This is a genomic window from Agathobaculum ammoniilyticum (genome assembly GCF_025567315.1).
Taxonomy (GTDB): domain Bacteria; phylum Bacillota; class Clostridia; order Oscillospirales; family Butyricicoccaceae; genus Agathobaculum; species Agathobaculum ammoniilyticum.
Genome location: NZ_JAOQJE010000011.1, coordinates 13,369 through 38,970, shown reverse-complemented (window position 1 = coordinate 38,970; position 25,602 = coordinate 13,369). Strand labels below are relative to the sequence as shown.

Sequence of the window (25,602 nt, the reverse complement as noted above, 5' to 3'; positions counted from 1 at the left end):
ATACTATAATATTGTCGTTTTTATCATCTGCTCGATTGCCACCAGCATTTGCTTTTCCATGCCCAAAAGGAATTCCCCCATCAGCGGCATGAGCAATGTCACCAACAGCAACCCCAGCAGGATCTTTAATTCAAAGTTGATAGCAAATACATTGATCTGCGGTATTACCTTCATCAGAATACCCATTCCCAGCTGCCCGATAAGCTCTGCAGCCAAAACAGGCAGGCTGAGCTTAAGTGCCAGCACTGTACAGGAAGCGAACAGCTCCAGAAGGCTGGAAACCGCCTGCTCCCCTAATACAGCCGATCCAAATGGAATAATACGGCCTGAATCGAGTAAAATGCGCAGTAGTGTGATATGCCCTCCCGCAGAGAAAAAAAGCAGGACAAGCATGATATTCAGCAAGGTAGAGGTAAGGGATACATTGGTCCCCATAGCAGGATCGTAGTTTTCGGACATATTCATCCCCATTTGCGCATCAATCATATGTCCCGCCAGAAGCGGCACATAAAAGAAGCAATGCATGACCACTGCAACCAGATAACCCAGCGCAAGCTCCAATAAAAGCCGCAGCGCAAGCTCTATTGCCGTTGCCGGCACAGCCACAGCATTCTGTACGGCAAACGCACCGACAAAGACCGCCATAACAAGGCTCACTCCGGCCTTGACCATAGCCGGCACATTCATCCGTCCCCAGAGCGGATTAAAAACAACAAAGCCTGTCATCCGCATCAGGATATACAGGAACAATGTCAGCCCCGCTTCATCTATCATCTTTTTGCTCCCTGTGCGCCTATCCCAGCATTTGTGTAAAAATCATTCTTGTAAAGTCCTGCATGGTATTCAGCATCCATCCACCGCCCACCATACAGAATACTGCGATCAGGAGCAGCTTTGGTACAAACGAGAGCGTCTGCTCATGGATCTGTGTCGCCGCCTGAAAAATAGCAACCAGTATGCCGACCGCCATACTTGCAATCAGCATTGGCCCGCCGATCTTGACTGCAACCCACATCCCCTGCCGCAGAATATCCATCACCTGATTTTGATCCACTATGGCACCCGCCTTTCTCAACCGCTATCGGAAGCCCTGCGCCAGCGTGGAAAACAACAGCTGCCATCCATCCACCGTGACAAACAACAGCAGCTTGAACGGCATGGAGATCATCGCCGGCGGGAGCATAATCATACCCATGCTCATCAATGTGGAAGAAACCACAATATCGATCAGCATAAAGGGGATATACAGAAAGAAGCCGATCTCAAACGCTCGCTTGAGCTCGCTCGTCATATAGGAGGGAACGACCACCCGCATGGACAGCGCCATCGCCTCCTCCTCGGACGCAGGCGCATCCACCTGTGCCAGATCACAAAACATATTCAGCGAGGACTGCTCGGTCTGCCGCAGCATGAACCGCTTCAGCGGGACCTCCGCGCGTTCAATCGCCTGCTCCTGCGTGATTGCCTGTTGCCGATATGGTTCATATGCGTTTTGCTGTATCTCCGTTAAAACCGGATTCATGATGAACAGTGTTAAAAACAGCGCAATCCCAATCAGCACCATATTGGGCGGGTTCTGCTGTGTCCCTATCGCACTGCGCAGGAAAGACAGAGAAATGATGATCCGGGTAAAGGAGGTCATCATAACCAGGATGGACGGAAGCAACGCGATGACTGTGGTAAGGAACAATACCTCCAGCGTCTGGACGTTATCTCCATTTACATTGATCAGTCCTTCGGGCATGCCCCTTATCCCCCCTTATCCTGATCGTCTCTTCCATGCAGCCTGCGGGAAAGCGTCTCAAAAAAAGCCGCCGGAGCGGTGTCAGCCTTATGCACCGCAGCCGATTTCTTCCATAACTGCGCCTGCTCCTCCGTCAACTCGGCAATCAGGCTGATGTGCTCCTTGGATACTCCCAGAACAAAGCACTGCTCACCAAGCTGAACAACCAGCAGGGACTGGCCGGTCCCTATTGGCAGCCTGTCCAAAACACGCATCCGGCTGCCCACGCCCGCATTCCCCACGCCGCTGCTCAGCCCAATTTTCCGCGTTACCCAGTAGGCTAGGAACAATATAACCGCTGTACACAGCAGCATCCCTGCCAGTGAAAGCAAGGGCGGCATATCAGGCCTGGCCCACGATCGAGCTTACGGTTTTAATAATACGGTCCGGCTTAAAGGGTTTTACGATGAAATCCTTGGCGCCTGACTTGATCGCCTCGATTACCATTGCCTCCTGCCCCATTGCAGAACACATCACTACCGAGGCGTTTGGATCCGCTTTACGAATCGCTTTCAGGGCTTCCAAACCGTCCATGTTCGGCATGGTAATATCCATAATCACCAGATCGGGCTTCAGCTCTGCATATTTCGTAACTGCTTCCGCGCCGTCACTTGCCTCATACAGGTCGGTATAGCCGTTCTCATTCAGCGTATTTTTGACCATCATGCGCATAAAAGCCGCATCATCCACCAGTAAAATCTTCGCCATTGTAAAAACCATCCTTTTTTATAATTACTTGCTTAGGTCTTCCAGTTCCAACGGTTCAATAATCTCGGCAATACGGATGCCAAAGTTATCGTCAACTACCACAATATCACCTTTGGCAATGCATTTTCCATTGACATACAGATCCGCCCGATCCCCTGCCAATCGGTCCAGCACCACAAGAGAGCCCTTTGTATAATTCAAAATATCCTTTACCCGCCGGCGCGTCCTTCCGATTTCGACTGACACGTCCACCGGTACGGACATCAGCAAATCCAGATTGCCCTCCTGCTCTTGCGTTAGCTGCGCCGTCCTGCTGTCCAGCTCCGGCATGACAGGGCTGCTTGTTTTGATTGTTTTCGGCTCCGCCGGCGGCTGAGGCATGTAATACATGGGCGGGTATGGCATCTGCATCCCATACGGGGGATATGGCATCTGCATCTGAGGCTGCGGCATCTCAGCTGCACGAGCAGGTGCCGCTTCCTGTGGCGACTGTACGGCTGCCTGCTGCGGTGTCTCTGCCGACACTTCCGCGGAAGGCATATTCTGTGCCAGCAGCTTTTCAATCTCATCCTGGCTCAACGCCGCGCCGACGCTTGCCTGCTCTGCCACAGGCGATGGAGCTGGGGATGCCGCCGCCTGTGGCGACGGCTCCTCCGGCAGGCCGACATCGGCACCGGAAATGTTAAAGCCCTCCAGCAGTTCACGCGCCAGATCCATGCTAAGCGCGCTCATAAATTCACTTTCGACTGCATTTTCAATGCTAAGCTGGAAGCGGACGACAACCATCGTTCCACCTGACGGGAAATATTCCCGCACAAATTCATCCAAGCTCTGTATCTCAAACGCCTGCGGCGTTGAGATATTCACCATGCGATTGAGAAAATCAGACATTGCGGTGGATGCAGCCCCCATCATCTGATTCATGACCTCACAAATCGCACTCATGTTCAGCTCATTGATCTGGAAGTCCTCGTCTTTGGTTTCCGTTCCCAGCAGGATATCCGCGATCGCCCGCACATCGCTCCGTTTGAGCAGCATGATGTTGCTTCCGGTCAGTCCGGCTATGTAATCGATCTTTACACCGATTGCGGGCTGTAGGTCGCCAAGCGTGAAATTTTCGGCGGATACAAGCGATACCTTGGGCGTTGTGATGTCCACACGCCGCGCCAGCATATTGGAAACAGCCGTTGCAGAAGAGCCCAAACTGATGTTGAAAATCTCTCCAATTGCATCCATCGCCATTGGGCTAAACAAACTCGATGCCATTCTTACTGCCTCTCTCCTTCATCTTCTAAGCGCCCCATTTCAGACAGCACATAGGTCTTATCGATCCGAACCGCTTTATTTTTCTGAAACACTCCCATGGTGCCGTCGAACCAACGCTTATCCCCTATATTCAGGAATACCTTTGAATCCTTCGGCTGTCCCAAATCTATCACATCGCCAACATGCAGATGGTAAATATCTGACAATCTCAGCGTTGTGTGCTGCAGTTCCGCAATAATGGGAAGCTCCGAGGCGCGCAGGTAATCCATAATTTCATCGCTGTCATGCTTATTGGGCTGGCGCATGCTGCTGGTTTCCCGATTCATTTGGCTGAACACGTCGCTCAGCATGGTGCCTGGCAGGCATATACTGAAGCGTCCGCTGCTGACAGCCGTCTTTACTGTTATACCAATGATAACAACGGCCTCATCCAGCCCGATCAACTGAACCAGCGTCGGATTGACCTCGACGCGGTTAAACCGGAATCCGATATCAATATAATTTTTCCAAGCGCTGTCCAAACAGTCCACCATGCTCCGCATAAGGTCTGTGTACAGCCTCAGCTCTATATCCGTATACTCATAATCCGATCCGATCTCGCCCTCTACGTCGCCGCTTCCCCCCAGCAGGCGGTCAATCATACTCACCATGATGCCTGTCGTGATATGGAGCAGGATCGGCTCCTTTTCCCCCGTATCCTCCAGCGTATCCTGCACCAGCACCAGCACATCCCGTTCGCTCAAGGCATTGGAAAACTCGTAGTACCGCTGTTCCTCGACGGACTCGACCTCAAGGTCGCATGCCAGATGCAGCATTGCGTTCAATCGGGAGGACAACACCCTGACATAGCTTTCAAAAACACTACTCACCATCTTGAGCCTGTCGCGTGTAAACTTCTTAGGGCTGTAGAAGTCATATTTCGGATACCGCTTTTCTTCAGACTGTGCGGTATTCCCCACTCCCGCGTCAATATTGCCATTTCTCGCCGCGTTGAGGAGCATATCTATTTGGCTTTGTGATAAAACTTCAGACATGTTATAACAAATCCTTTTACCTGCGTACTGTTATTACTCCTCCAACGCGCCCTCGCGCATGGTGAAATATTTCTCCACACTGTTTTCGGCGCTGCCGGGATCCAGTCCCGTGACCATCAGTTCCACACGCCGGTTGTGCGCCCGCTCTTCCTCGGTGTCAAAGCCATCGATCGGCCGCCACTGCCCATAGCCCACACTCACCAGCTTATCCGCATCAACTACGTTTTTGTTTTGCAGATATACGGTTACTGTCGCCGCACGGTTCGAGGCCAGGAAACGGTCCACCGTCGGGTCGTTTGCCTTATCAGGGGAACCCTGTGAGGTATGTCCCATCACACGCAGTTCGTCAATCAGTTTGCTCTGCGGTTGTATTGCCTTGGCAACCTCGTCCAGCATCCTTTTTCCGCTGTCAAGCAGCTCCCAACTGTCGCCCGCAAAGAAAACCGCATTCTGGAAGGTAATGAACACATAATCTGCCCCCTGGGTGACGGTCATCTGCTGCTGCAGGTTATTCTCTGCGCTGTATTCATTCAGTGCCGCCGCAATCTGTGTGAGAGCCTCCTGCACATCCTGTTCAGTCGTTTCTACCTTATCCTGTCCTCCCATTCCCACAGCCTCCGAAGAAGGCTGCCGCTGGAAGCTCTGCACAAACTGCTGCCATTTCTCTTCATTAATTGTCGACATGCTGTACAGCATAATGAAAAAGCAAAGCAGCAGGGTTACCATATCGCCATAGGTATCCATCCAGTTTGCGCCACCGCCACCGCCCTTTTTTCGTTTCATGCCGTATCGCCCCTCCTATACCGCAGGCAGATCATTATTTTTCTTTTCTGGAGCCCTTCTTCTTTTTCCCTGATTCCCCAGCTTCTCCGCCAGTCGCTTGCTGCTCCAGGTAACCTTCCAGCTTTTCCCTGATAAATTTCGGGTTTTCGCCAGACTGGATCGCCATAACGCCTTCTACGACCAGCTGGCGGCACAGGCATTCCTCTTCATCTCGTGTACGAAGGTTGTTCGCTATCGGGTTGAACACCAGATGCGCCAAAATACAGCCGTAAAACGTAGTAATCAACGCCGTGGCCATAGCCGGTCCAATATCGCTTGCTCCCGTGCTTGATTCTCCCATACCAGCCAGCATCTTGACCAGACCAATCAGGGTGCCGATCATACCGAATGCCGGCGCCGCAGCGGATCCTTTTTCATACATGGAAGCAACGTCGTCATGCCGCGCACTCAGTTGGTCGATGTCACTTGTCAGCATCTCACGCACTTTTTCCGAGTCGTTACCGTCCACAATCAGCATGATGCTTTTCTTAAAGAACGGGTCTTCCAGCTGACTCGCCGGCTCTTCCAATGCCAGCAATCCATTTTTTCGTGCGATCTGAGCAAATTCAACCACTTCATCAATAATGCCTGCCGGATTGAACTTTTTCTGGTTCAGTATGATGCTCAAATGCTTGGGGAACTTTACCAGAGTCTTCATGGGATTGCCCGCGATAACCGTTGCCAGCGTGCCGCCAACTACAATTAAAATACTGGGAATATCTACAAATTGTTCCAGCTGAGTGAAGTCAGTCGCAGTCGGGGTGTCGCCCATGATAATGCCATAGACAATCATGAAAAAGCCAAACACAATGCCTATGATAAATGTTAGATTCATTTTGCTGCCAGTCCCCCTGTCCGGGTTTTTCTATATTTTTTCTATATTTCTTTCAATCTATTTCCAGTCCCTGTTTTGCTTATCAGAGATCGTGATTTCCCGATAAATATCCCGCACCTTGGCCGTATACTCCTCAATCAGGGCAACGACACGCTCCGGTGTTTCCCGCACGATGTAATAGTCATGGTTCATCATAATGATTTTGGTTTCCGGAATAAGTTCAATGGTTTCAATCTGCATATGGTTCAACAGGAATGGTTCCCTGTTCAGCTTTGTCAAGCGGATCATTGTACTACCCCTTTCCCATACAATGCAGGGTGCGGGGCGCGCAATTTACGCGCCCGCCCTGCCAGCCTTTGCTTATCGTCCTGCCTTACCGCTTCATGCTTACCAGATCGGAAAGCATTTCATCGGTCACAGTAATGATTTTTGTGTTCGCCTGAAAACCGCGCTGTGCAGTGATCAGGTCGGCAAATTCAACTGCAATGTCGGTCTTGGACGATTCCAGGCCGCCTGCAATAATCTTGGTCGTGCCGCCCTTGCCGATCGCCAGATCCGACGTCGCCGTATCGGCAGGCATATTGTTCAGATAGGCATCGCCTAAAACACCGGTGCAAGTGCCGACCGTCATATCACCCGCGTTATTACCACCCTGGTAATAGCCGTTGCTAAGCTTGGTCAGGCCGTTCGGGTTGATAACACTCCCTACCGCGATGACGCCGACTGTAATCGGATCGCCGCCGTCAATAACGGCAGTGATTACGCCGTTTTGACCAACACTCAGGTTAACCGCACTCGCTGGTACCGTCTTATTAATATTGACATCCTCACCACCATTCTGGGGATATTCCAGTTGGTTTGTTGCTCCCTGGTCATCCAGGACCGGATACATCGCGCCGTTCTCCTTAATACCCGTACCGTCTCCTTTGGGTGCTGCGAGCGGCAGGCGGATCGGCTGCAGGCAGGTGTTCCACACGACATTGCCCTCTGCATCCGTCATGATATTGCTGCCCGCCCCTTCGGTAATCTGATCTGTACCCTGCGGCATGAAGCCGTATACACAGTTGCCATCCGGAGTCACCAGATACCCGTCGCCGTCCAGCCAGAAATTGCCCACGCGGGTCAGGGTCAGGTTATCGGGATCGGGTTCGTAATAGCCTGTGATCTCTTCCGTAGTACCGTCGTCATTGATTCCCTGTATATTCGACGGCTTTGGCCCTACCAGAAAGAATCCGTTGCCATCCAGATACAGGTGGGAGTTTGTACCGGTCGCCGCATAGGTACCCTGTGCAAAGTTCAGATCGATCGAGCCAATTTTGGAGCCATAGCCAATCTGCGCGGCGTTGGTGCCGCCGTACTGCGCGCCGCCCGCTGTACTTGCCTTGCTCGAAGTGTACATGGATTCCGTAAAAGAGGTCACGCCCGGCTTAAAGCCATATGTATTGGCGTTGGCAATGTTGTTTCCGATTACATTCATCTTCTGCATGTGGGTCTGCAGGCCCGCAATCGCAGCATACATAGAACCTGTCATAAGATACGATATTGCTCCTTCCAAGCATCGCGCTGCCGGAAGCCGTCAAACGGACGAGCTTCCAAAGCCTCCCCCTGTGGGGTCCTGCTTTCTTTATCCTTTACAAAAGAACAGCGCCGTCAATATTGGTAAATACATTGTCTTTCATTTCTTCCTGTGAGATCGCTGTGATCACACGGCTTTGCGGTACATTCACGATAAACGCCCGTGTCGCATCAAACACCAGGATATTTTTTGCGCCCTTCGCCTGTGCGCGTCCAACCGAATCGTTCAGCCGCGCCATCAGGTCACCCGTTATTTCAATGCCGCGCTCCTCTGCACGCTGCTGTGCATGCTTGGACAGCGCCACACCGCCCTCCTGTGCTTCGACGCCAATGCTTTCCAGGCGATGCCGCAGCAGGTCACCGAACGTACCGGTCTCTGGTGCTGTCTGACGCCGCTCCGTTCCCGCTGCTGGGAACGTACCATTCAGACGTTCAATCATAGGCGTTTTTCATCCGCACCGCTGTCCGGATCGGTCTCAGGCTTTTCTTCCACCGGCGGTTTTTCCTCGGTTCCGTCGCCCGGTTTTTCCTCCACCGGTGGCTCTTCATCTACCGGCGGCAGTTCCCCGACTGCCATGATCGAGTTCAGCTTATACTTCTTGCCATCCACGAAAATCACCTGCTCGCCGTTTTCGCGTGCGCTTCCCGTCACGGTTCCAACGACCTCGTTCAGCTTGCCATTCACATATTCGCCCACAGTCACAGTCTTTCCAACCAGCGAGGCTGAATAGGACATTGTGGCCGCATCCGTAACAGTGGCCATTGCCTGAATTGTGGACATCTGCATCAGCTGGTTCATCATATCGCTTGTTGAAGCAGGGTTTTCAATATCCTGATTCTGAAACTGTACGATCATCAGCTGCAGAAAGTCTTCCATTGTCAGGGCGAGATTATCTGAACTTCCGTTATCCAGATAACCGGAATTATCGCTTGCTGCTTTCGTCTTTTTTGAGCCGGAGCTCTGCGTATCCGGCACATAGGCCCGCGCCACGGTGGGGGCAAATAAATCGCTCATTCTGTATCACTTCCTTTTTGTCATACGTTTTCCATCTGGTACAGTCCCAGACGGAGCTGGCCTAAAAAGCTGTCCTGCTCTTCCTGGCTGATTGCCGGCTCCTGCGCCCGATGGTTCTGGTGCCGTTCCTGCTGCTGCCGGTTATGCCCATCATACTGCGGCTGCTGATGCTCCTGCTGTGGCACCTGTATCTGAACATGCTGTCCAGTTCGGTCCTCCAACAGTGCTCCCAGGTTGCCCGCATGCTGTGCAAGCAGGGATGCAGTCTTTGCATTGTCCGCATGGATCAACAAACCAATGCCTCCTGCGGTCTGCGTCAGCTCAATCGTAATCTTTCCAAGGTGCTCTGGTTTGAGCTGTATTTCCACCTTATCGCCTGTGTTTTTCAGTTCCGCACGCACGGTATCCGCTATACGGGCATCCATATCAGCCGACGCCGTATCCACGGCTTGTGCAGCGTCCGCTACCTTCACCGGCACATTTTCCACATTCTGGAACACAGGCTGTTCCGCCTGTGCGACGGTAACCTGTACCGGCTTTTGTGCGTCTTCAGTAGTACTCTGCCCGGGCGTATTTTCTCCATCTGTCTTTACAGCCGTCGAAAGATACACCGTAGGCTCGCTCTGCTTTATGACCGACTGACCTGTTTGGACGGTCTGCCCTCTTTCTTCTGGCTGCCGTACCTGTCTGGGTATCTCTGATGCGATTTCCTCTACCGGCTGCTGCAGCACGTTCTGCACTTCCGATGCCGCTTGTTGCACACCCGTCCCCTTTGCCGTCACCATTGGATCGACTGTTGGCTGCGGCAGGTTTGCTACCACAGGAACACCGCCGCCAGCCGGCTGCTCTTCAATTGCCGCTGGCACAATAAACTGCTGCACCGCCAGCGCCGCCATCAACTGCTGCGCCGCCGCGGCTTCTTCGGTCCCATTCGCCTCCTGCAATTTTTCTGGTGGCTCTCCGCTGCCCTGCGGCACCTCTATCTCCCCATCAATTTCCTGCGGGGCTGCGGCGTCGTTCTTTTTCCGTGCAAGCAGATCCTGAAAATCGTTTTTAGGCGGATCGTCCGTGCTTACGTTGCCCTTTGCAGAATACTGCAACAGTGATTTGAGCAACGCGATCTGTTCCGTATTCATTCTTCCTCACCTCCTTTCACCGCACCGCTGTCAATGCGCCATTCTGGAAACAACGCGTGCAGCCGACACAAATTCATCAATCATCTGCTCCTCGTTTTTCTGCTCCTGCTTATGATAGGCGTCCAGCTTTTTTTCTTTCAGCTTTTCAATCGTCGCCTTATCTCTTTTGGCTGCAATCACCGCTTCCCGCTTCTGATCTTCTACCCTGCGCAGTTCTTCCAGAGCCTTTGCCGCAGCCTGTATTTCCTTTTCCTGTGTCCGTAGCATAAGGTCATAGCCCATCGCATCCGCAACAGTCATTCCATGCGCCTTGCGGACACGATATTCCTCGTTTACAGAACGGAAGCTTTGGGTAAGGCGGTCCACAACCGTCTCCTGCTCTCTGGTCCTTGCGATAGCAGCCGCATGCTCGGCACGCAGCGCATCCAGCCGCTGCTCCTGATAACGCAGCACCATTTCCATTGAAAAATGAAACTTTTTCATCGCAGCTCCCCGTCTTTTCATCGCTTTACTGGAGAATTTTCCGCATTTGCTGCAGGCTTTGCTCATAGGTAAAGGATTCGTTGATCCCCTGCATCAGGAATGCGTTTATCTTGCTTATTTTAGCGATGGCATTGTCAAGCTTGGGATTCGTTCCTGCTTTGTAAGCACCAATTGCAAGCAAATCCTCATTTTTTTCATAAATGCTCAATATATTTCTCAGTTCACTCGCCAGTCTGATATGCTCCTGCGGTGCGATTTCAACCATCAAGCGGGAAATACTGGCCGATACGTCGATTGCCGGATAATGGTTCGCGTTTGCCAGCTTGCGCGAGAGGACGATATGCCCATCCAAAATACCGCGCACTGTATCTGCGATCGGCTCGTTCGTATCGTCGCCTTCCACAAGCACCGTATACACACCGGTGATCGAACCTTTTTCAAAATTTCCGCTCCGCTCCAACAGCTTGGGTAACTCCGCATAAATGGACGGTGTGTAACCACGCGCTACCGGTGGTTCTCCCACGGCCAGTCCGATTTCGCGCTGCGCCATTGCAAAGCGCGTCAGGGAATCCATCATCAGGAGGACATCCAGCCCTTTGTCACGGAAATATTCCGCGATTGCAGTTGCCACAGAAGGGCATTTCATGCGGAGCATCGCCGGCTGGTCCGAGGTTGCAACAACAAGGATCGAGCGCCGCATCCCCTCTTCCCCCAGATCTTTCTGAACAAATTCCAGCACCTCTCGCCCGCGCTCGCCCACCAGAGCAATCACGTTAATATCCGCTTTCACATTTTTTGCAATCATACCCATCAGCGTTGATTTTCCCACACCGGAGCCTGCAAAAATACCGATGCGCTGTCCCTTCCCAATCGTCAGCGTCGCATCGATCGCACGGATACCAAACTCGATCCGCTCGCGGATCGGCGGTCTTGTCAACGGGTTAATATAGGGACTGTCAACATAGTAGCTTTCCCCCTCTGGGAAAGCCGTCCCTCCGTCTATCGGCTGCCCCATGGCATTAATGATACGTCCGCGCAGGAAGTCCCCCACCCGCAGACGAAGCCGCCGCCCTGTATTGCGCACAAAGCTTCCGGGGGCGAGTCCACTCATATTCTGGTAAGGCATCAGCAGCATATGCTCGTTTTTAAAGCCTACCACCTCAGCCAGCACCTGGCTGTTGGACTCCGCAGAATAGATACGGCATATGTCTCCCATCGCCCCCCGCCCACCGGAAGCCTCAATGGACATGCCAATAATATTTTCTATTTTCCCAGTACGGCTCAGCGTATCGCTGTCTCTGATCTGTTGGATGACCCGTTCAAGCATTGCTTTTCTTCCTTATTCCCGCCGATACCGGCTATGCGTTCTCCCGCACGATTGCGCGGATATTATCCAGTTGTGTTGATGCGCTCGCATCGATGATTTCATCCGGCATTTCGACAATACAGGTCCCGGGCTCCGCATCGTGCATCGGCACGATCTTCACATGTCCTGAAAGACCGGACAGCGCAGACGCCAGCGCCGGATCCGCCTGCGCGGCTCCTTTTACATCACAGTCCGCCACATAGATCTGCACCCACTCGCGCCGTTTCAGCTTATCAGTCGCCGCTACAATCATCCTCCGGATAATTTCCTCGCTGCTTTGCAGACTGACATGGATTACTTTTTCTGCGACTGTAATCGCAACCTGCAACAGCTCCTCCTGCAGCCGGTCGATAGAATCATCCCGAATCTGAGCCGCCTGCTGCAAAAAGCGCTGCATTTCCTGGACAGACTGCTGCGCTGCGGCCTCTGTTGCTGCGGCGGCCTCTTTCCGTCCCTTTTCCGCACCATCCGCATAGCCTTGGCTGTATCCTTTTTCGGCCGCCTGCTGATGTATCTTTGCCACCTCAGTCTCGGCTGCCTGCTTTGCCGCCGCGATAATCTCATCGGCCTGCGTATGCGCGTCCCGCAGCAATGCATCTGCTTCCGCACGGGCAAAGGACAGGGAGCGCACCGGTGGCACGCTTTCCTGCACTTCCTCCGGTTCCATGTCGCTGCGCTGCGTCGCCTCGTCCTGCTCGGCGGACTGCGACGGGGGCTCCCCCTCATAGGGGACGCTTTCCTTCAGCCGGACCATTTCCTCCAGCGTATCTGCCATCTGTTCGGTATCTGGAAGCTGATAGTCCTCCGCATGAGGCTTCATAAAATATTTGAGGATATTAGGCAATGATCTCATCCTTTCCACCCTTCAGGATAATGATTTCATTCCGTTCCTCCAAATCACGAATAATACCAACAATACGCTGTTGCGCTTCTTCCACGTCGCGGATACGCACATTGGTTGTGATTTCGAGATCCTCCTCGATATTCTGCCGCATACGCGACGACATGTTGGCAAACAGCTTTTCTGCCACCTCCCTGTTTGCCCCCTTGAGCGCCAGCACGATATCCCGTGTATCGCAATCGCGCACAAAACGCTGCACCGAACGATCGTCCATCTTGACGATATCCTCGAAAACGAACATGCGTTTGCGGATTTCTTCCGCCAGTTTGCCGTTCCGCTTTTCCAATCCATCGAAAACTGCTTTTTCGCTGGAACGCTCCAAATTGTTCATAATAGCGGCAATCTGGTCGAGTCCGCCGACCTGTACCTTTTCCGCAACGATAATATTGGCAAACTTCTTCTTCAGCTCTTCTTCCAGCATTTTTACCGCGCCAGGCGAAGCGCTCTCCATGCGGGCGATATTCTCCACAACACGCAGCTTTTTGTTTGCCGGCAGTTCCTCAATGACTGCTGCAGCCTTATCCGGATCCACATAGGACAGCACCAGCGCAATCGTCTGCGCACGTTCATGCTGTAGCGTGGAAAGAAGCGTTTTCGCGTCTGTTTTATCCAGGAAAGAGAACGCACGGTTAGTCAACGCCTTCGTCACCTTACTGAGCAGCTGATCGGCCGCCTGATCGCCAAAGGCTTTTTGCAGCACCGACCGTGCATACTCCATCCCGCCCTCTGTAACCGCCTTATTGGTCAGGCACATCTGGTAAAATTCTTCCAGCACCTGCTCCGTGCGTTCTGTCGGGACATGCCCCAGCTTGGCGACCTCGAGCGTCAGCTGCTCCAGTTCATCCGGTCCCATATATTGATAAATACGCGATGCCTTATCTGTCCCCAGCGCAACGATCACTGTGGCGGCCCTTTGCTGCGGAGTCAATTCCTGATCAGCCATTTACACCGTCCCCTTTTAACCAAACCCGTATCATCTGCGCTGCGATCTCTGGATTTTCCTCTGTAAACTTTCGGATATCCTGCTTCAGCTCCATGCTCTTTTCGTTTTGGATATCCAGCAGGTTTTCCCGTTTCTCACGCTCTGCGCGTTCCGCAGCAGCAAGCGCCGCCTGCTGCTCCAGCTCTTCCAGAGCCGCTTTTGCCTTTTTGCGGCGGCGCTGTATGATAAGCAACAGTATCACCAGCATGAGCAGAAGCCCCACCGCGCCCGCGATCGCATATATTGCCCATTTGGGCAGCTGCAGCCCGCCAATCGGCAAGCTGTCTGTATTAGTCGGCGTATCCGTGTAGAACGGCGCGATCAGCACATTAATCTTATCTGCCTGTACCTCAGGTGCAATGCCTGCCGCGCGGGCGATATGGCTGGTCAATTGTGCCGCCGCAACATTACCCGCCGCATTCTGATTGATGGTTACCGCAATCATCACATCGGTAACAACCCCTGAATTCTGCTCGCTCTGCTCGGTAGAGGAGTTCACCTTGTAGTCCTCGGTTCCTGCGTTTTTGATCCAGGTTTCATCTCCATTGACCGCGTCCTGCGATTCCATGTAAGTTTCAATGTCCGCATTGGACTGCGTACCGACTACACCGCCCGCGGTATTTTCATTTCCCCGCGTCAGCTCCTGGTCATATTCCCGCTGTCCAATGATCCCCTCGCCTTCAGGCGCCCCCTCCGGAGAGGAATAAACCGTATTCTCCTGTACACGCCGGCTGACATCCACCGTGCTGGTCACGCTGACCCGCACGTTGTCCGGCCCGTAAATCGGCGTCAGCGCCTGCATTACTTCCCCGCGCACACGGTTATTTACCTGATTTTCCAGCCGCAGCTTCAGGTCGGACGCCGAGGAGGTCGTGCTGTTTTCTGCGCCCGGCATATAGCTGTTGCCGACCGAATCCGTAACCGTAATACTGCCGAACTCCAGCCCCTTTACGCTGCGCGCAACAAGGTTTCCGATTGCATCAACATAGTTTTCCGGCAATGCGCCGCCATCCTGCATCGTTACAAAAACAGCAGCGGTCGCAGGCGTCGCGTTTTCACTGTCAAGAACATAGCGCTGATCCGAGCCCTCGGAGATATTGACCACCGCGTCCTTAACGCCTTCAAAGCAGCGGATAACCGCTGCCATCCGGTCCTGCAGTTCATAGTTGCGCACCGTGTCCCTATCCGAGTCGCTTGCCATCATACTGATATTGTTGAAATAGGTGTCATAACCGAAGCCTGATTTTGGATAGCCGTCCAGCAGCAGCTTTGCTTTCAGGTCCGGCTCCTGGGCTGCGGGCACTTTAATCGTATCTCCCTCGATCTTATAATCCGCAGCGCCGTACTCTTCCAGCTTTCCCACAATAGCTGATGCCTCATCGGTTGTCAGTCCTGTAAACAGTGTTTCGTAAGGGCGATTGTTCAGCACCACGGCAGCGATAACAGATACGATGATTACCGCCACAATAATAATTGCCGCAGTAACGATCCTTTTCTTTTTATTTTCTCCTTCAAAAAAGCTTTTCACTTTGTTGAGGTTGTTTTGCAGTTTTTCTTTTACCATTACTTCCGCCCTGTTCCCCAACTACCGATACTTCCGGCTGTGTATCCACAGCTGTTATATGCTCATGCGGGACAGTTCACTGTACGCATCGAGCGCTTTGTTGCGAAGCTGTACCAGCAGCTCCACCGACATTTGTGCCTTTGTGCTTGCGATCGTCCGAATAGCAGGGTTATCCAGTTGCCCTGTCGCCATCAGATACTCCGCTTTGTTCTTTTCCTGATCGGTCTGCCTTACATTATCGATTGCTTCCTGGAAAATCTGCTCAAAAACCGGAAGCGCCGTCCGTTCGGAGTACTCCCGCTCTTCTTTCCCCACGGAAATGGGCAAGGCATCCCATAAGGGATGTATATTGGAAATCACTGCCATCCTTACGCTCCCTCCTGTTTACTTACCGATTTCCAGCGCGCGCGACGCAACTGTTTTCAGCGTATTAAATGCCGTAACATTTGCCGAAAATGCCTGTGTCGCTGCCATCGCATCGCTGATCTCCTTGACCAGATCAATATTGGGCAGCTCAACATATCCCTGCGCGTTCGCATCCGGATGCGTGGGATCATACGACAGCTTAAACGGGCTTGTGTCTTCAATAATCTGCGTCACCCGCACGCCCCCCTGCTGGGACAGCCCGCCGGCAGCCGCCGGTACACCTCCTGCGGCCTGTGCCAAAACATTGCGGAACGAGTCCCTTCCGTTTTCCGCTTCCATGACCACCAGCTTTCTGCGGTATGGTCCGTTTCCACCTTCGACTCTTGTGGTGTTGATATTGGCTACATTTTCCGAAATAACATCCAAACGCAGCTGCTGGGCGGTCAACGACGAACCCGTAATGTTCATTGAACTGAGAAAAGCCATTCCGCTACCCTCCTGTTATTGTCCGCGGATTGCAGTGCGCAGCAAAGAGAGATCATCAGAAACCGCGCTCATTACATGCTGCAACTGCAGCGCGTTGCGCGCCAGCTCAATCCCCTGCTCCGTTGCATCCACACCGTTTCCATCCATGCGCGCCGTTTCATTTTCCGCGACATGAATAACCGGTCTTGCACCCTCTATAGCCTCGCGCAAGCCGCCGCCCGACGGTACAGCGGCTTGCAGACGGCTACGCAGCGTTTCTTCAAAGGTCACATATTTGGTTTTGTAATTCGGTGTTTCAACATTCGCCAAATTATCTAAGATCGCGGTTTGCTTTGTCCACAGAAAATCCATGGAACGTTCCATCATCAACAGTGAATTACTGGTAAGCGCATCCATTTTTCCCTCATCTCCAAACTGTCGAACCCTACAAGTTCTTCCGAATTATATACGAAATAATCATTCTGTTATATTTTACATCTTCTCCTGATTAGGGTCAACGTTTTTTCGACAATAATCGATATTTGTTTTCAACATCTATAGACATTTTCAACAAATCCGTATCACTCAGATGCTCTCCACCCCTTTTATCACCGAAAAAAAAAAAAAAAACCACTTATTTGTACTAATAATTCACCATTACAGCCTTATTTTCCACACTTATTTCTTTTTTTGTTTAAATAGTCAATTTTTTATAATACTTTTCCCAATAATTCCTATAATTTCAACCGCTCCTATGTACGTGCTCGTAATCATGCGTTATTTTTATGGAATGACATTACATAATCGTTTTTTATTGCAGCGTCTCTCCATCAATACATAATATAAAATTCGTTTATTTATATGAACATCACTTTCCTGATAAAGGCTCTCCTCCCGTTTCCTTGTCGCGGCTGTCCTCACAGAGACGCCGCTGCCTCTAAGCTTTAGTGGGCGCGGCCTAAAGCCGCGCCCACTATCCCCAAGCATGCGGACATCTGCTCTCCAGCGTCCTATGCTCATATGTAATTTAACAAAAATTTATATATAAGAAGATGCTAATTGAATATAGCGGTATGCCCAATAGGTATATGGCACATCTTTGTAAGACACTCCACTGCCGCCGGAGGTCCTGTTCAGCAGGCGCGTCATCAGCGCCGCTACTTCGCTTCGCGCGATATAGCTAAACGGACGGAACGTCCCATCCGCATACCCATTGACCCACCCGCGGGACACCGCATAATAGATCGCATCCTCGTTCGTAGCACCTGTCACATCGCTGAACCGCAGCGTACCGCGCGAATAACTCGGCGATCCCATCAGCCGGTAAAGCATCTCTACAAACTCTGCCCGCGTAATATACTGGTTCGGATGGAAGTAGCTTGTTACATCAATAATACCCGCATTTGCAAAGGCATTGATTTCACCTGCGCACCACATGTTGTAGGGTACATCGATAAATATATCCCCTGTGTTGGAAACGTTCTCAACATCGGACAATCGGTACAGCATGACGACAGCCTCTGCCCGTGTCATATTGGCTTCCGGCCGAAAGGTGCCGTCGGCATAGCCGTTGAGGAACGCGATCCTGCTTGAAGTATTGAGCTTTACCGTTCCCGTTGGCTTTACCGAATCCCTTGAATAATAAGCCCGTCCAGAAACCGTAACATTTTCTTCTATGTCATCCAGATACAGCGTCACTACGCCGTCCGCATTGCGGCTCATCTGATAGCTCTCCCCGCCGACGCGGATGTATGCCTTATCCGCCCCCACAGTGCGGCTACTGCCCCCGATTTTCACTGTAATCTCATCGATCTGGTAATTCTTATTGGGCGTAAAGTAAAACCGTACGCTGTCTCCCGCATCGATCCGGCTACCGGAAACGCTTTTGGTAATCTTCATATTGCTGGAGCTGTTGATCGTAAGCGAGGGGCGGGACACCGTGCTTGAGCTATTCGAGGTCGCCCCTACCGTGACAGGCTCCCTGATATTATCGATATAAAGCGTATATTCCCCGTTGCCGTTGTCCTGAATCTCATAATTACGGTTGCCTACACGGATTGTCTCATCATCCGGATCGGCGGAAGCCTTGCTTTCCCCAATCCGAACGGTAATTCTCTTTACGGAATACCTATCCGACGTGGTGCTGATCGTAAAAGCGGCGTCCTCACCACGGGCTACCGTATCCCCCACATCTGAATCAATATTGATGCGGGAACCCTCCTCCAGCTTGATGGGAATATTGTTTTCATCGTATGTGGAGGCAAATTCAATCGTGACATCATCTGTGATTTCCGGAAGCACAAAGGATACGCTGTCATCTGATTCCCGCACGGAAATGCGGTCGTAATTCACCATGAAGTAAGACTGCTCCGGCGTCCATGTTGCATAGGTTTTCCCAACCTGCACCAGCATCTGGTCGATCAGGTAGCCTTCCTCCGTTGAAACCCGAACTGAAAGGGAATCCCCCTCATCCACAGTGGTCGTTTCACTGCCGGGGCGGTCAAGCTCCAGCCCGTCATCCATATAAATGCGTACCTTGTGCGTAACCGGTATTTTTTCTATGGATGGCGTGATCCTCAGATCGCCATACAGCGGGCCACTGACCGTCGTCTGATCGGCGGCACTCCAAGCAATTTTCAACCCATTCCAATCACCTGAAGAGGACACCGTGTTCGTCTCCGTTTTTCCATTTACGGTATAGGACAGGTACAGGCTTTTCAGCTGATACCCCTGATCCGGCGTAACAGAAAGTGTCGTCCTTTCGCCGTTTCCATATGTACCGCTCCCGCCTGTTTTCCCATCTTCTGGTTCGTCAATTTCCGCATCATACTCTGTGACGGGCGCGTAGGCAGATATGCTGATATCCGCGTCCGCTGTCAGCTGCCCCGCTGTAACCGTCAGCCTGCATGTATTGGAATAGCTCGGCCACTGATCCACCTGCGCCGATATCCCACTATTCACATCCGCTCCGCTCAGCATATCCTGCTCCAATGTAAGCGAAACCGTTGATCCTGCCTCTGGTTTAATTTCTATGGTTATATTTTCCAGCCGGTACCCCTCCTCCGTTACGAGGGTAAAGGAGGCGCTTTTTCCGTCAGTCAGCTCCACTTCACCATTCGGCTCAAATTGGACCTTGCTGCCGCTTCCGTTTGCAATATCTACCGTTGCAGCATTAGATGCAGATCCTGTTGGAGAATCTTCAACACTCCCAATCTCCGCCGCAAGAGCAGCGGGCGTTGGCATAAGCAGTACTGCCGCCAGCAGACCGGCCAATCCCTGTGTCCATTTCCCATTCATACGCACCGCGTCCTTTCCTGCGCACGGCCGGGCACCGCTTTCGCTGGCGTCTTCGCTGCCGTGTAAATACCTTTTTATTATTTATCGGACATATCCATCAGAAAAATAACCATGATTTCACGCCTTTTTGCTTTTCATCGTTTTCGCTCATTTTAATCTCTGTTCCCGCTTTGTTTTGTGCGCAATTTCCGTTGCCTTTGTCACAGGCAGAACGGTATCATATATACAGATATTTTTGATGAAAGAAGGGATCTCAGGATAATGAAACGCTTTTTCATATCTTTTTCCGTTTGTCTATTTTGCCTGCTGTCCGCTTGCAGCGGCGACAGCTCTGCTTCCGAAACCATATCCACTTACAGCTTCGGCGAGGATACGATTCCCGCGCTGGAGCAGGTGATGACGGAACAGTCCGGCGGGCGCCTGACCGCTGTGCTTTCTCCCGAAAGCACAGCGGGTGATGACGCAGGTACTGACGACGGCAACGCAGAGCGTACAGACAGTGCGGGCAACGAGGCCGACGCGACCTCCCCCTACATCGCTTACGACTATCAGCAATTCACTGAATATCAGACCGGTCCTGTCGTGCGCTCCTATGTCGATCTTCTGACTGGCGAGGCCATCGCCCTACAGCCTGAGGAAAAGCCGGACGACAGTGTCTATACCCAGCCTGTCGGCTCCATTCTGCTCACCCGTCAGGCGGTCATGGACGGCGCTACGTCTGCAAACAGCGAAGGGGAAAATACTGGCGACGGCGAAGCAACGTCCTATGCATCGCTCCCGCATGACCCTGAACTGCTATTCCGCGTCCGCATTGACTGGACGCCGACCAGTTGTCTGGTTACGCTCGACCATGTAGCCGGGCAGGACTTCGGCAACTCCCTGCTCACAGCCGGCTCTGCCCTCTCCTTTTCCACCGCGAAAGACCTGCTGAACACCGTCTCCCCCGAAGAAATCGGCCTGCCAGGTTCTTCCATGTCCGAATACAGCCTGAAGCCCGGTCCCGGCTTTGTAGAGGTGGACCATACTGCATGCCTGACAATTTATGTATATCAAAAAAACGCGGCAGGTACGAATTCCCTTGTCGAAACCTACTTTATCTCCTCCGACGGGTCTACTCTGTACCGTCAAACCGGCACCGAACCGAATCAGGTGGAGAAAATCACGCTGTCCGGAGGGCATACTTCCCAGGCCGCCTCTTCGGATAGGGAACCCACTGAATAAGCCACATACTCATTGAAGGGCGTTTTTGGGCATTCGCTCCCTACCGCTCCCCTCCCATATGCAAAAAGGCGCTATCCAGCTTGGATAGCGCCTTTTTGCAATAATATCCTGTGTTATAAAAGCCTGTCTAACGGTTGCTCTTAAGTTATTTATTATGCAAGCTTTCCATTTGTGCGTTAACCACATCCTCGCTTACCCGCATCGCGTCCAGCGTCAGCTGCAGCAGCTCGTCCAGTGTAAGCCCGCACAGCTCCGCCCCCCGCGCGATCACCTCGCGCGAACAGCCGGCAGCGAATTTTTTATCCTTATATTTTTTCTTCAGGCTTTTCAGCTCCATGTCCTGCACGCTTTTGGAGGGCCGCATGAGCGCGGCCGCGCCGATCAGTCCGGTCAGCTCATCCGAGGCAAACAGCAGCTTTTCCATTTCGTGCGTCGGCTCCACATCCGAGCAAAGCCCCCAGCCGTGGCTGCACACCGCATGGACAGTCGCCTCGTCCGCCCCGCCCTCGCGCAGCAGCTCGGGCGCCTTGACGCAGTGCTGCTCCGGCCATTGTTCAAAATCAATATCATGCAGCAGACCGGCTACGCCCCAAAAATCCGCGTCCTCGCCCCGCTGCTCCGCGAAATACCGCATAACGGCCTCGACCGTCAGCGCGTGGCGCAGATGGAACGGTTCCCTGTTATATCTGCACAAAAGCTCCCATGCCTGTTGTCTTTCCATTGCCTAACATCCTTTCCGCGTTTTTCTGTTTTCGTTTTCCGTCCGGCCGCGCGCTACTGCAGCCACGACGGCTTTTCCCTCATACGCACGCCCGCGGCAATGCCCAGCGCTGCGTACATGGTGACGATCGACGTGCCGCCGTAAGAGAAGAACGGCAGCGTCAATCCCATGACAGGCAGCAGGCCGACGTTCATGAAGATATTCATAAACGTCTGGAACAGGAACATGCCCGACACCCCCACGGCGAGCAGCGACGAAAACGTCGTTGACGCGCGGTACGAAACATAAAACAGCCGCAGGATCAGCAGCGTCAGCAGGCCGATGATGAGCATGCAGCCGATAAAGCCCAGCTCCTCGCCCGCGACAGAAAAAATATAGTCGGTCTGGTTTTCCGATACAATCTGCATCTGCGTCATCGTGCCGTTGGTCAGGCCCTGCCCGCTGAGCTGCCCCGAGCCGATCGCGATCTTGCCGTAGGTCGCCTGGCGCGAGATATCCGGATCGATCGACGGGTCGAACAGCACCAGGATGCGCGTGATCTGGTAGCCCACCAGGACAAAATTCCACAGGAACGGTATGCTGACCAGCCCGAGCCCCGCGCCCACGGCGATCCACTTCATCGACAGACCCGCGGCAAACAGCATAATCAGCGCGATCATAAAATACTGGATCGCCATGCCAGTATCGCCCGAGGCAACGACCACCGCGCCCATCATGATGAGCGTGTGCAGGCCGATCACGAACAGGCCGCGCCATTCGCTGATGTGCTCGCGTATTTCGGAAATGTGCGCAGCAAGCGTAAAAATAAAAATCAGCTTGCCCAGCTCGCCCGGCTGCAGGCTGGTCACGCCCAGGTTGAGCCACGCGCGCTGGCCGTTGACCTCCTGCCCAAGTGGGGTGAACAGCAGCATCTGCAGGCCGATATTGAGCAGCACGAATATCTTCCACCAGCCGCTCATGGTTTCCAGGTCAATCAGGCTCATCACGACAAACGCGCCCAGGCCGATGATAATCGCCGCCGCCTGCACGAACAGGTTGCGCGTGCTGCCATCCAGCCCGCTCACGGGATTGAGCGTTGCCGAATAAATCAGCACCATGCCATACGCCGAGCACAGAAGCGCGAGGACAAGCAGATAAAGGTCGGTATTTTTCAGGTAATGTCTGACGGTTTTGAAAACGTCCACGCCGCCCCTCCTTTTCTATATGGGATTTGCGCCTGTTTTATATCATACCACAATGCAGCGCCGTTTGCGAGTCGCAAATTCAGCAAATTTTTCGCGTCTACCGCTGGAAAACTGTGCAGAACATTGTTATAATATTGACACTGTGTAAATTATACGGGAGGAAATGTTATGTTATCCGATATCGAAATCGCGCAGAGCTGCCAGATGCGCCCGATCGCGGAAGTCGCCGCGGCTGCCGGGCTGGATGCGGACGACCTGGAGCTGTACGGCAAGTACAAGGCCAAGCTGTCCACAGACGTGTGGACCAAGCTGGAGGGCCATGAAAACGGCAAGCTGGTGCTCGTCACCGCCATCAACCCCACCCCCGCGGGCGAGGGTAAGACCACCACGACCGTCGGCCTCGGTCAAGCGATGGCCAAGCTTGGCAAGAATGCGGTGATCGCGCTACGCGAGCCATCCCTCGGTCCTGTATTCGGCATCAAGGGCGGCGCGGCCGGCGGCGGCTATGCGCAGGTTGTGCCGATGGAGGACATCAACCTGCATTTTACTGGCGATATGCACGCTATCACCGCCGCGAACAACCTTCTCTGCGCCATGCTGGACAACCACATGCAGCAGGGCAACGCGCTCGGCATCGACCCGCGTCGCGTGATCTTCACCCGCGTGATGGACATGAACGACCGCAGCCTACGCAATATTACGATCGGCCTGGGCGGTAAAATGAACGGCGTGCCGCGCGAAGACCATTTTATGATCACGGTCGCCTCCGAGATCATGGCGATCCTGTGCCTAGCCTCCGACTTGGACGACCTGAAAAAGCGCTTCGGTGACATTCTGGTCGCCTATTCCTACGCAGGCAAGCCAATCTTCGCGCGTGACCTGCATGCGGAAGGCGCGATGACCGCGCTGATGAAGGACGCGATCAAGCCCAACCTGGTGCAGACGCTCGAAGGCACCCCCTGCCTGATGCACGGCGGTCCGTTCGCCAATATCGCGCACGGCTGCAACAGCGTGCAGGCGACCAAGCTCGCCTTAAAGCTCGCGGACATCGCCATCACCGAGGCCGGCTTCGGCGCGGACCTTGGCGCGGAAAAATTCTTGGACATCAAGTGCCGCAAGGCTGGCCTCTCGCCCGACTGCATCGTCCTCGTAGCGACCGTGCGCGCGCTTAAATACAACGGCGGCGTATCCAAGGCCGAGCTGAACGCGCCCGACCTGGCCGCGCTCGAACGCGGCGTCTGCAATCTGGACGCGCACCTGGACAACATGCAGAAGTTCGGCGTGCCGGTGGTTGTGGCCATTAATTCGTTCCCGACCGATACCGAGGAGGAGGTCGCTTTCATCCGCGCGCACTGTGCAAAGCGCGGCGTGCGCGTGGCTCTCTCCGAGGTGTTCACCAAGGGCGGCGAGGGCGGCAAGGCGCTTGCAAACGAGGTGCTCGCCGTGCTGGACGAGGGCAAAGCGGACTTCCATATGCTCTACGAGGACAGCCTCCCGCTCGAGGATAAGATCCGCAGAATCGCCAAGGAGATCTACGGCGCGCTGGGCGTGACCATCGCCCCGGCGGCGCACAAGGAGCTGGCGAACATCACCGAAATGGGCTACGGCCATCTGCCGGTATGCGTGGCGAAAACGCAGTATTCGCTGTCCGACGATCCGGCGCTGCTCGGCCGGCCAACCGAATTTGTGGTCAACGTGCGCACGGCGCGCCTGGCCGCAGGCGCGGGCTTTGTCGTCGTCGAGACCGGCGCGATCATGACCATGCCCGGCCTGCCCAGGGTACCGGCTGCGGAAAATATCGACGTGGATCGGGAAGGCAGGATCACCGGCCTGTTCTAACGCTTCCTGACGCAAAGGTCGCCTGGGGGCGGCCTTTGCCTTGCCCCAACCCAACAAGGAGGGAAAACGCCCATGCAAATCAGCCTGATCCTGATGCGGGAGATCGTCCAGCTGTTCATCATCCTGCTGATGGGCTACATCATCGTAAGGGCAAAGCTGCTCCGTCCGGAGGACAGCCGCAGCCTATCGGTCGTCATGGTATACCTGCTCACGCCCTGCGTCATCATCAACGCTTTCCAGGTCGAATACACGCCGCAGGTCATGGCCGGGCTTATCTTCTCCTTCGCCATTTCGATCGCGGCGCACATCCTGTTTCTGTTGCTCACCCGCCTGCTTGCCGGTCCGCTGCATCTGGATGTGATCGAACGCACCGCCGTTATCTACACCAACGCGGGTATCCTGGTCATCCCGCTTGTGAACGCGCTGCTCGGTCCGGAATACGTCATTTATTCCTGCGCGTTCATCGTGGTGCAGCAGGTGCTGATCTGGACGCACTGCCGCAGCCTGCTCTGCGGCACGCGCGGCATGGAATGGCGCAAGCTTTTCCTGAACGTCAATATTATCGCGATTGTGGCTGGCTGTGCGTTGTTCCTGCTGCGCGTGCCGCTGCCCGCCCTTATCAACGACACGTTGGGTACGCTGGGCGATATGTTCGGGCCGCTGGGCATGCTGCTGGCCGGCATGGTCATCGCGGACACACCGCTGCGGCGCCTGTTCACCACGCCGCGCAATTATCTGCCCGTGCTGCTCCGCCTGCTGGCCTTCCCGCTTGTGACCGTGCTGCTGCTGCGGGCTGCCGGCGCGGCCGGCTGGATTGCGGACGGAAAGAATATTCTGATGATCGTCTATCTCGCCTGTATCACCCCCGCCTGTGCGACCGTGACCTCGCTCGCGCAGCTCTACGACCGCAACGCCGCGTATTCCAGCGCACTGTATGTACTGACAACGCTGCTTTCCATCGTGACTATGCCGGTGATGATTGGCGTATACGACGCGCTGATATGAGGATATGGCAGGAAAAAGCCGCCCGAATGGGGCG

28 protein-coding genes are annotated in these 25,602 nt (G+C 53.6%); 3 read left to right on the top strand and 25 right to left on the bottom strand.

Annotation, left to right across the window (positions count from 1 at the left end):
* Positions 1–3: 3 nt before the first annotated feature.
* The 23 genes from OCV66_RS11695 to OCV66_RS11585 all read right to left on the bottom strand — a co-directional run bounded on the left by OCV66_RS11695 (position 4) and on the right by OCV66_RS11585 (position 19,598).
* Positions 4–774 carry a flagellar biosynthetic protein FliR gene (locus OCV66_RS11695; protein ID WP_107631879.1) on the bottom strand — a complete coding sequence of 257 codons (771 nt, stop codon included), beginning with the start codon at positions 772–774 and terminating at the stop codon, positions 4–6.
* A gap of 19 nt (positions 775–793) precedes the next feature.
* Entirely contained in the window at positions 794–1,054 is a 261-nt protein-coding gene (fliQ, locus tag OCV66_RS11690; protein ID WP_054327098.1) for a flagellar biosynthesis protein FliQ, read from the bottom strand.
* A 24-nt stretch (positions 1,055–1,078) separates the two neighbouring features.
* Positions 1,079–1,744, bottom strand: coding sequence for a flagellar type III secretion system pore protein FliP (fliP, locus tag OCV66_RS11685; protein WP_054327097.1), 666 nt, complete (start codon positions 1,742–1,744; stop codon positions 1,079–1,081).
* 5 nt (positions 1,745–1,749) lie between these two features.
* Entirely contained in the window at positions 1,750–2,124 is a 375-nt protein-coding gene (gene fliO, locus OCV66_RS11680; protein ID WP_054327096.1) for a flagellar biosynthetic protein FliO, read from the bottom strand.
* Between the two features lies 1 nt (position 2,125).
* Complete coding sequence (locus OCV66_RS11675) at positions 2,126–2,491, bottom strand: response regulator (protein WP_054327095.1); 366 nt, start codon at positions 2,489–2,491, stop codon at positions 2,126–2,128.
* 24 nt (positions 2,492–2,515) lie between these two features.
* On the bottom strand, positions 2,516–3,757 hold the full coding sequence (fliY, locus tag OCV66_RS11670) for a flagellar motor switch phosphatase FliY (RefSeq protein WP_054327094.1): 1,242 nt from the start codon (positions 3,755–3,757) through the stop codon (positions 2,516–2,518).
* A gap of 2 nt (positions 3,758–3,759) precedes the next feature.
* Positions 3,760–4,791 carry a flagellar motor switch protein FliM gene (locus OCV66_RS11665; protein WP_054327093.1) on the bottom strand — a complete coding sequence of 344 codons (1,032 nt, stop codon included), beginning with the start codon at positions 4,789–4,791 and terminating at the stop codon, positions 3,760–3,762.
* Between the two features lie 33 nt (positions 4,792–4,824).
* On the bottom strand, positions 4,825–5,574 hold the full coding sequence (locus tag OCV66_RS11660; RefSeq protein WP_107631876.1) for an OmpA/MotB family protein: 750 nt from the start codon (positions 5,572–5,574) through the stop codon (positions 4,825–4,827).
* 34 nt (positions 5,575–5,608) lie between these two features.
* A complete protein-coding gene (locus OCV66_RS11655; RefSeq protein WP_147574315.1) occupies positions 5,609–6,448 on the bottom strand; it encodes a motility protein A in 840 nt (279 codons plus the stop codon).
* A 57-nt stretch (positions 6,449–6,505) separates the two neighbouring features.
* The gene (locus OCV66_RS11650) at positions 6,506–6,736 is read right to left on the bottom strand and encodes a flagellar FlbD family protein (protein ID WP_054327090.1); all 231 of its coding nucleotides are present in this window, start codon (positions 6,734–6,736) and stop codon (positions 6,506–6,508) included.
* Positions 6,737–6,821: 85 nt separating this feature from the next.
* On the bottom strand, positions 6,822–7,979 hold the full coding sequence (locus tag OCV66_RS11645; protein ID WP_082397028.1) for a flagellar hook-basal body complex protein: 1,158 nt from the start codon (positions 7,977–7,979) through the stop codon (positions 6,822–6,824).
* A gap of 100 nt (positions 7,980–8,079) precedes the next feature.
* Complete coding sequence (locus OCV66_RS11640; RefSeq protein WP_054327088.1) at positions 8,080–8,463, bottom strand: TIGR02530 family flagellar biosynthesis protein; 384 nt, start codon at positions 8,461–8,463, stop codon at positions 8,080–8,082.
* Entirely contained in the window at positions 8,460–9,038 is a 579-nt protein-coding gene (locus OCV66_RS11635) for a flagellar hook capping FlgD N-terminal domain-containing protein (RefSeq protein ID WP_107631874.1), read from the bottom strand. Before OCV66_RS11635 ends, OCV66_RS11640 begins: the two co-directional genes overlap by 4 nt.
* A gap of 20 nt (positions 9,039–9,058) precedes the next feature.
* Complete coding sequence (locus OCV66_RS11630) at positions 9,059–10,174, bottom strand: flagellar hook-length control protein FliK (RefSeq protein ID WP_147574314.1); 1,116 nt, start codon at positions 10,172–10,174, stop codon at positions 9,059–9,061.
* A 30-nt stretch (positions 10,175–10,204) separates the two neighbouring features.
* Entirely contained in the window at positions 10,205–10,657 is a 453-nt protein-coding gene (fliJ, locus tag OCV66_RS11625; protein ID WP_054327085.1) for a flagellar export protein FliJ, read from the bottom strand.
* A 25-nt stretch (positions 10,658–10,682) separates the two neighbouring features.
* Entirely contained in the window at positions 10,683–11,984 is a 1,302-nt protein-coding gene (gene fliI, locus OCV66_RS11620) for a flagellar protein export ATPase FliI (protein ID WP_107631872.1), read from the bottom strand.
* A gap of 31 nt (positions 11,985–12,015) precedes the next feature.
* On the bottom strand, positions 12,016–12,867 hold the full coding sequence (locus OCV66_RS11615) for a FliH/SctL family protein (protein WP_054327084.1): 852 nt from the start codon (positions 12,865–12,867) through the stop codon (positions 12,016–12,018).
* Positions 12,860–13,867, bottom strand: a complete 1,008-nt coding sequence (gene fliG, locus OCV66_RS11610; RefSeq protein WP_054327083.1) for a flagellar motor switch protein FliG — start codon at positions 13,865–13,867, stop codon at positions 12,860–12,862. The genes OCV66_RS11615 and fliG overlap by 8 nt, the downstream gene beginning before the upstream one ends.
* On the bottom strand, positions 13,860–15,470 hold the full coding sequence (fliF, locus tag OCV66_RS11605; protein ID WP_054327082.1) for a flagellar basal-body MS-ring/collar protein FliF: 1,611 nt from the start codon (positions 15,468–15,470) through the stop codon (positions 13,860–13,862). Before fliF ends, fliG begins: the two co-directional genes overlap by 8 nt.
* A gap of 54 nt (positions 15,471–15,524) precedes the next feature.
* Positions 15,525–15,836: a flagellar hook-basal body complex protein FliE gene (locus tag OCV66_RS11600; RefSeq protein WP_082397025.1), complete on the bottom strand. Its 312-nt coding sequence runs from the start codon at positions 15,834–15,836 to the stop codon at positions 15,525–15,527.
* Positions 15,837–15,854: 18 nt separating this feature from the next.
* Positions 15,855–16,322: a flagellar basal body rod protein FlgC gene (gene flgC / locus OCV66_RS11595; RefSeq protein WP_054327081.1), complete on the bottom strand. Its 468-nt coding sequence runs from the start codon at positions 16,320–16,322 to the stop codon at positions 15,855–15,857.
* 15 nt (positions 16,323–16,337) lie between these two features.
* Positions 16,338–16,718 (bottom strand): flagellar basal body rod protein FlgB, encoded by a 381-nt coding sequence (flgB, locus tag OCV66_RS11590; protein ID WP_054327080.1) that lies wholly within the window; start codon positions 16,716–16,718, stop codon positions 16,338–16,340.
* Positions 16,719–17,339: 621 nt separating this feature from the next.
* On the bottom strand, positions 17,340–19,598 hold the full coding sequence (locus OCV66_RS11585; RefSeq protein ID WP_082397023.1) for an S-layer homology domain-containing protein: 2,259 nt from the start codon (positions 19,596–19,598) through the stop codon (positions 17,340–17,342).
* Between the two features lie 261 nt (positions 19,599–19,859).
* Between OCV66_RS11585 and OCV66_RS11580 the strand changes: the two genes are divergently transcribed.
* Positions 19,860–20,819, top strand: coding sequence for a hypothetical protein (locus OCV66_RS11580; protein WP_147574313.1), 960 nt, complete (start codon positions 19,860–19,862; stop codon positions 20,817–20,819).
* A 145-nt stretch (positions 20,820–20,964) separates the two neighbouring features.
* Here the strand turns inward: OCV66_RS11580 and OCV66_RS11575 are convergent, their stop codons facing one another.
* Together OCV66_RS11575 and OCV66_RS11570 are read right to left on the bottom strand one after the other, a co-directional pair.
* A complete protein-coding gene (locus OCV66_RS11575; RefSeq protein ID WP_054327077.1) occupies positions 20,965–21,540 on the bottom strand; it encodes an HDIG domain-containing metalloprotein in 576 nt (191 codons plus the stop codon).
* Between the two features lie 53 nt (positions 21,541–21,593).
* Positions 21,594–22,724, bottom strand: coding sequence for an FtsW/RodA/SpoVE family cell cycle protein (locus tag OCV66_RS11570; protein WP_054327076.1), 1,131 nt, complete (start codon positions 22,722–22,724; stop codon positions 21,594–21,596).
* Positions 22,725–22,892: 168 nt separating this feature from the next.
* Here OCV66_RS11570 and OCV66_RS11565 point away from each other — a divergent pair, with 168 nt between their 5' ends.
* Positions 22,893–24,563, top strand: a complete 1,671-nt coding sequence (locus OCV66_RS11565) for a formate--tetrahydrofolate ligase (protein ID WP_147574312.1) — start codon at positions 22,893–22,895, stop codon at positions 24,561–24,563.
* A 72-nt stretch (positions 24,564–24,635) separates the two neighbouring features.
* Complete coding sequence (locus OCV66_RS11560; RefSeq protein WP_054327074.1) at positions 24,636–25,568, top strand: AEC family transporter; 933 nt, start codon at positions 24,636–24,638, stop codon at positions 25,566–25,568.
* Positions 25,569–25,602 lie beyond the last annotated feature (34 nt).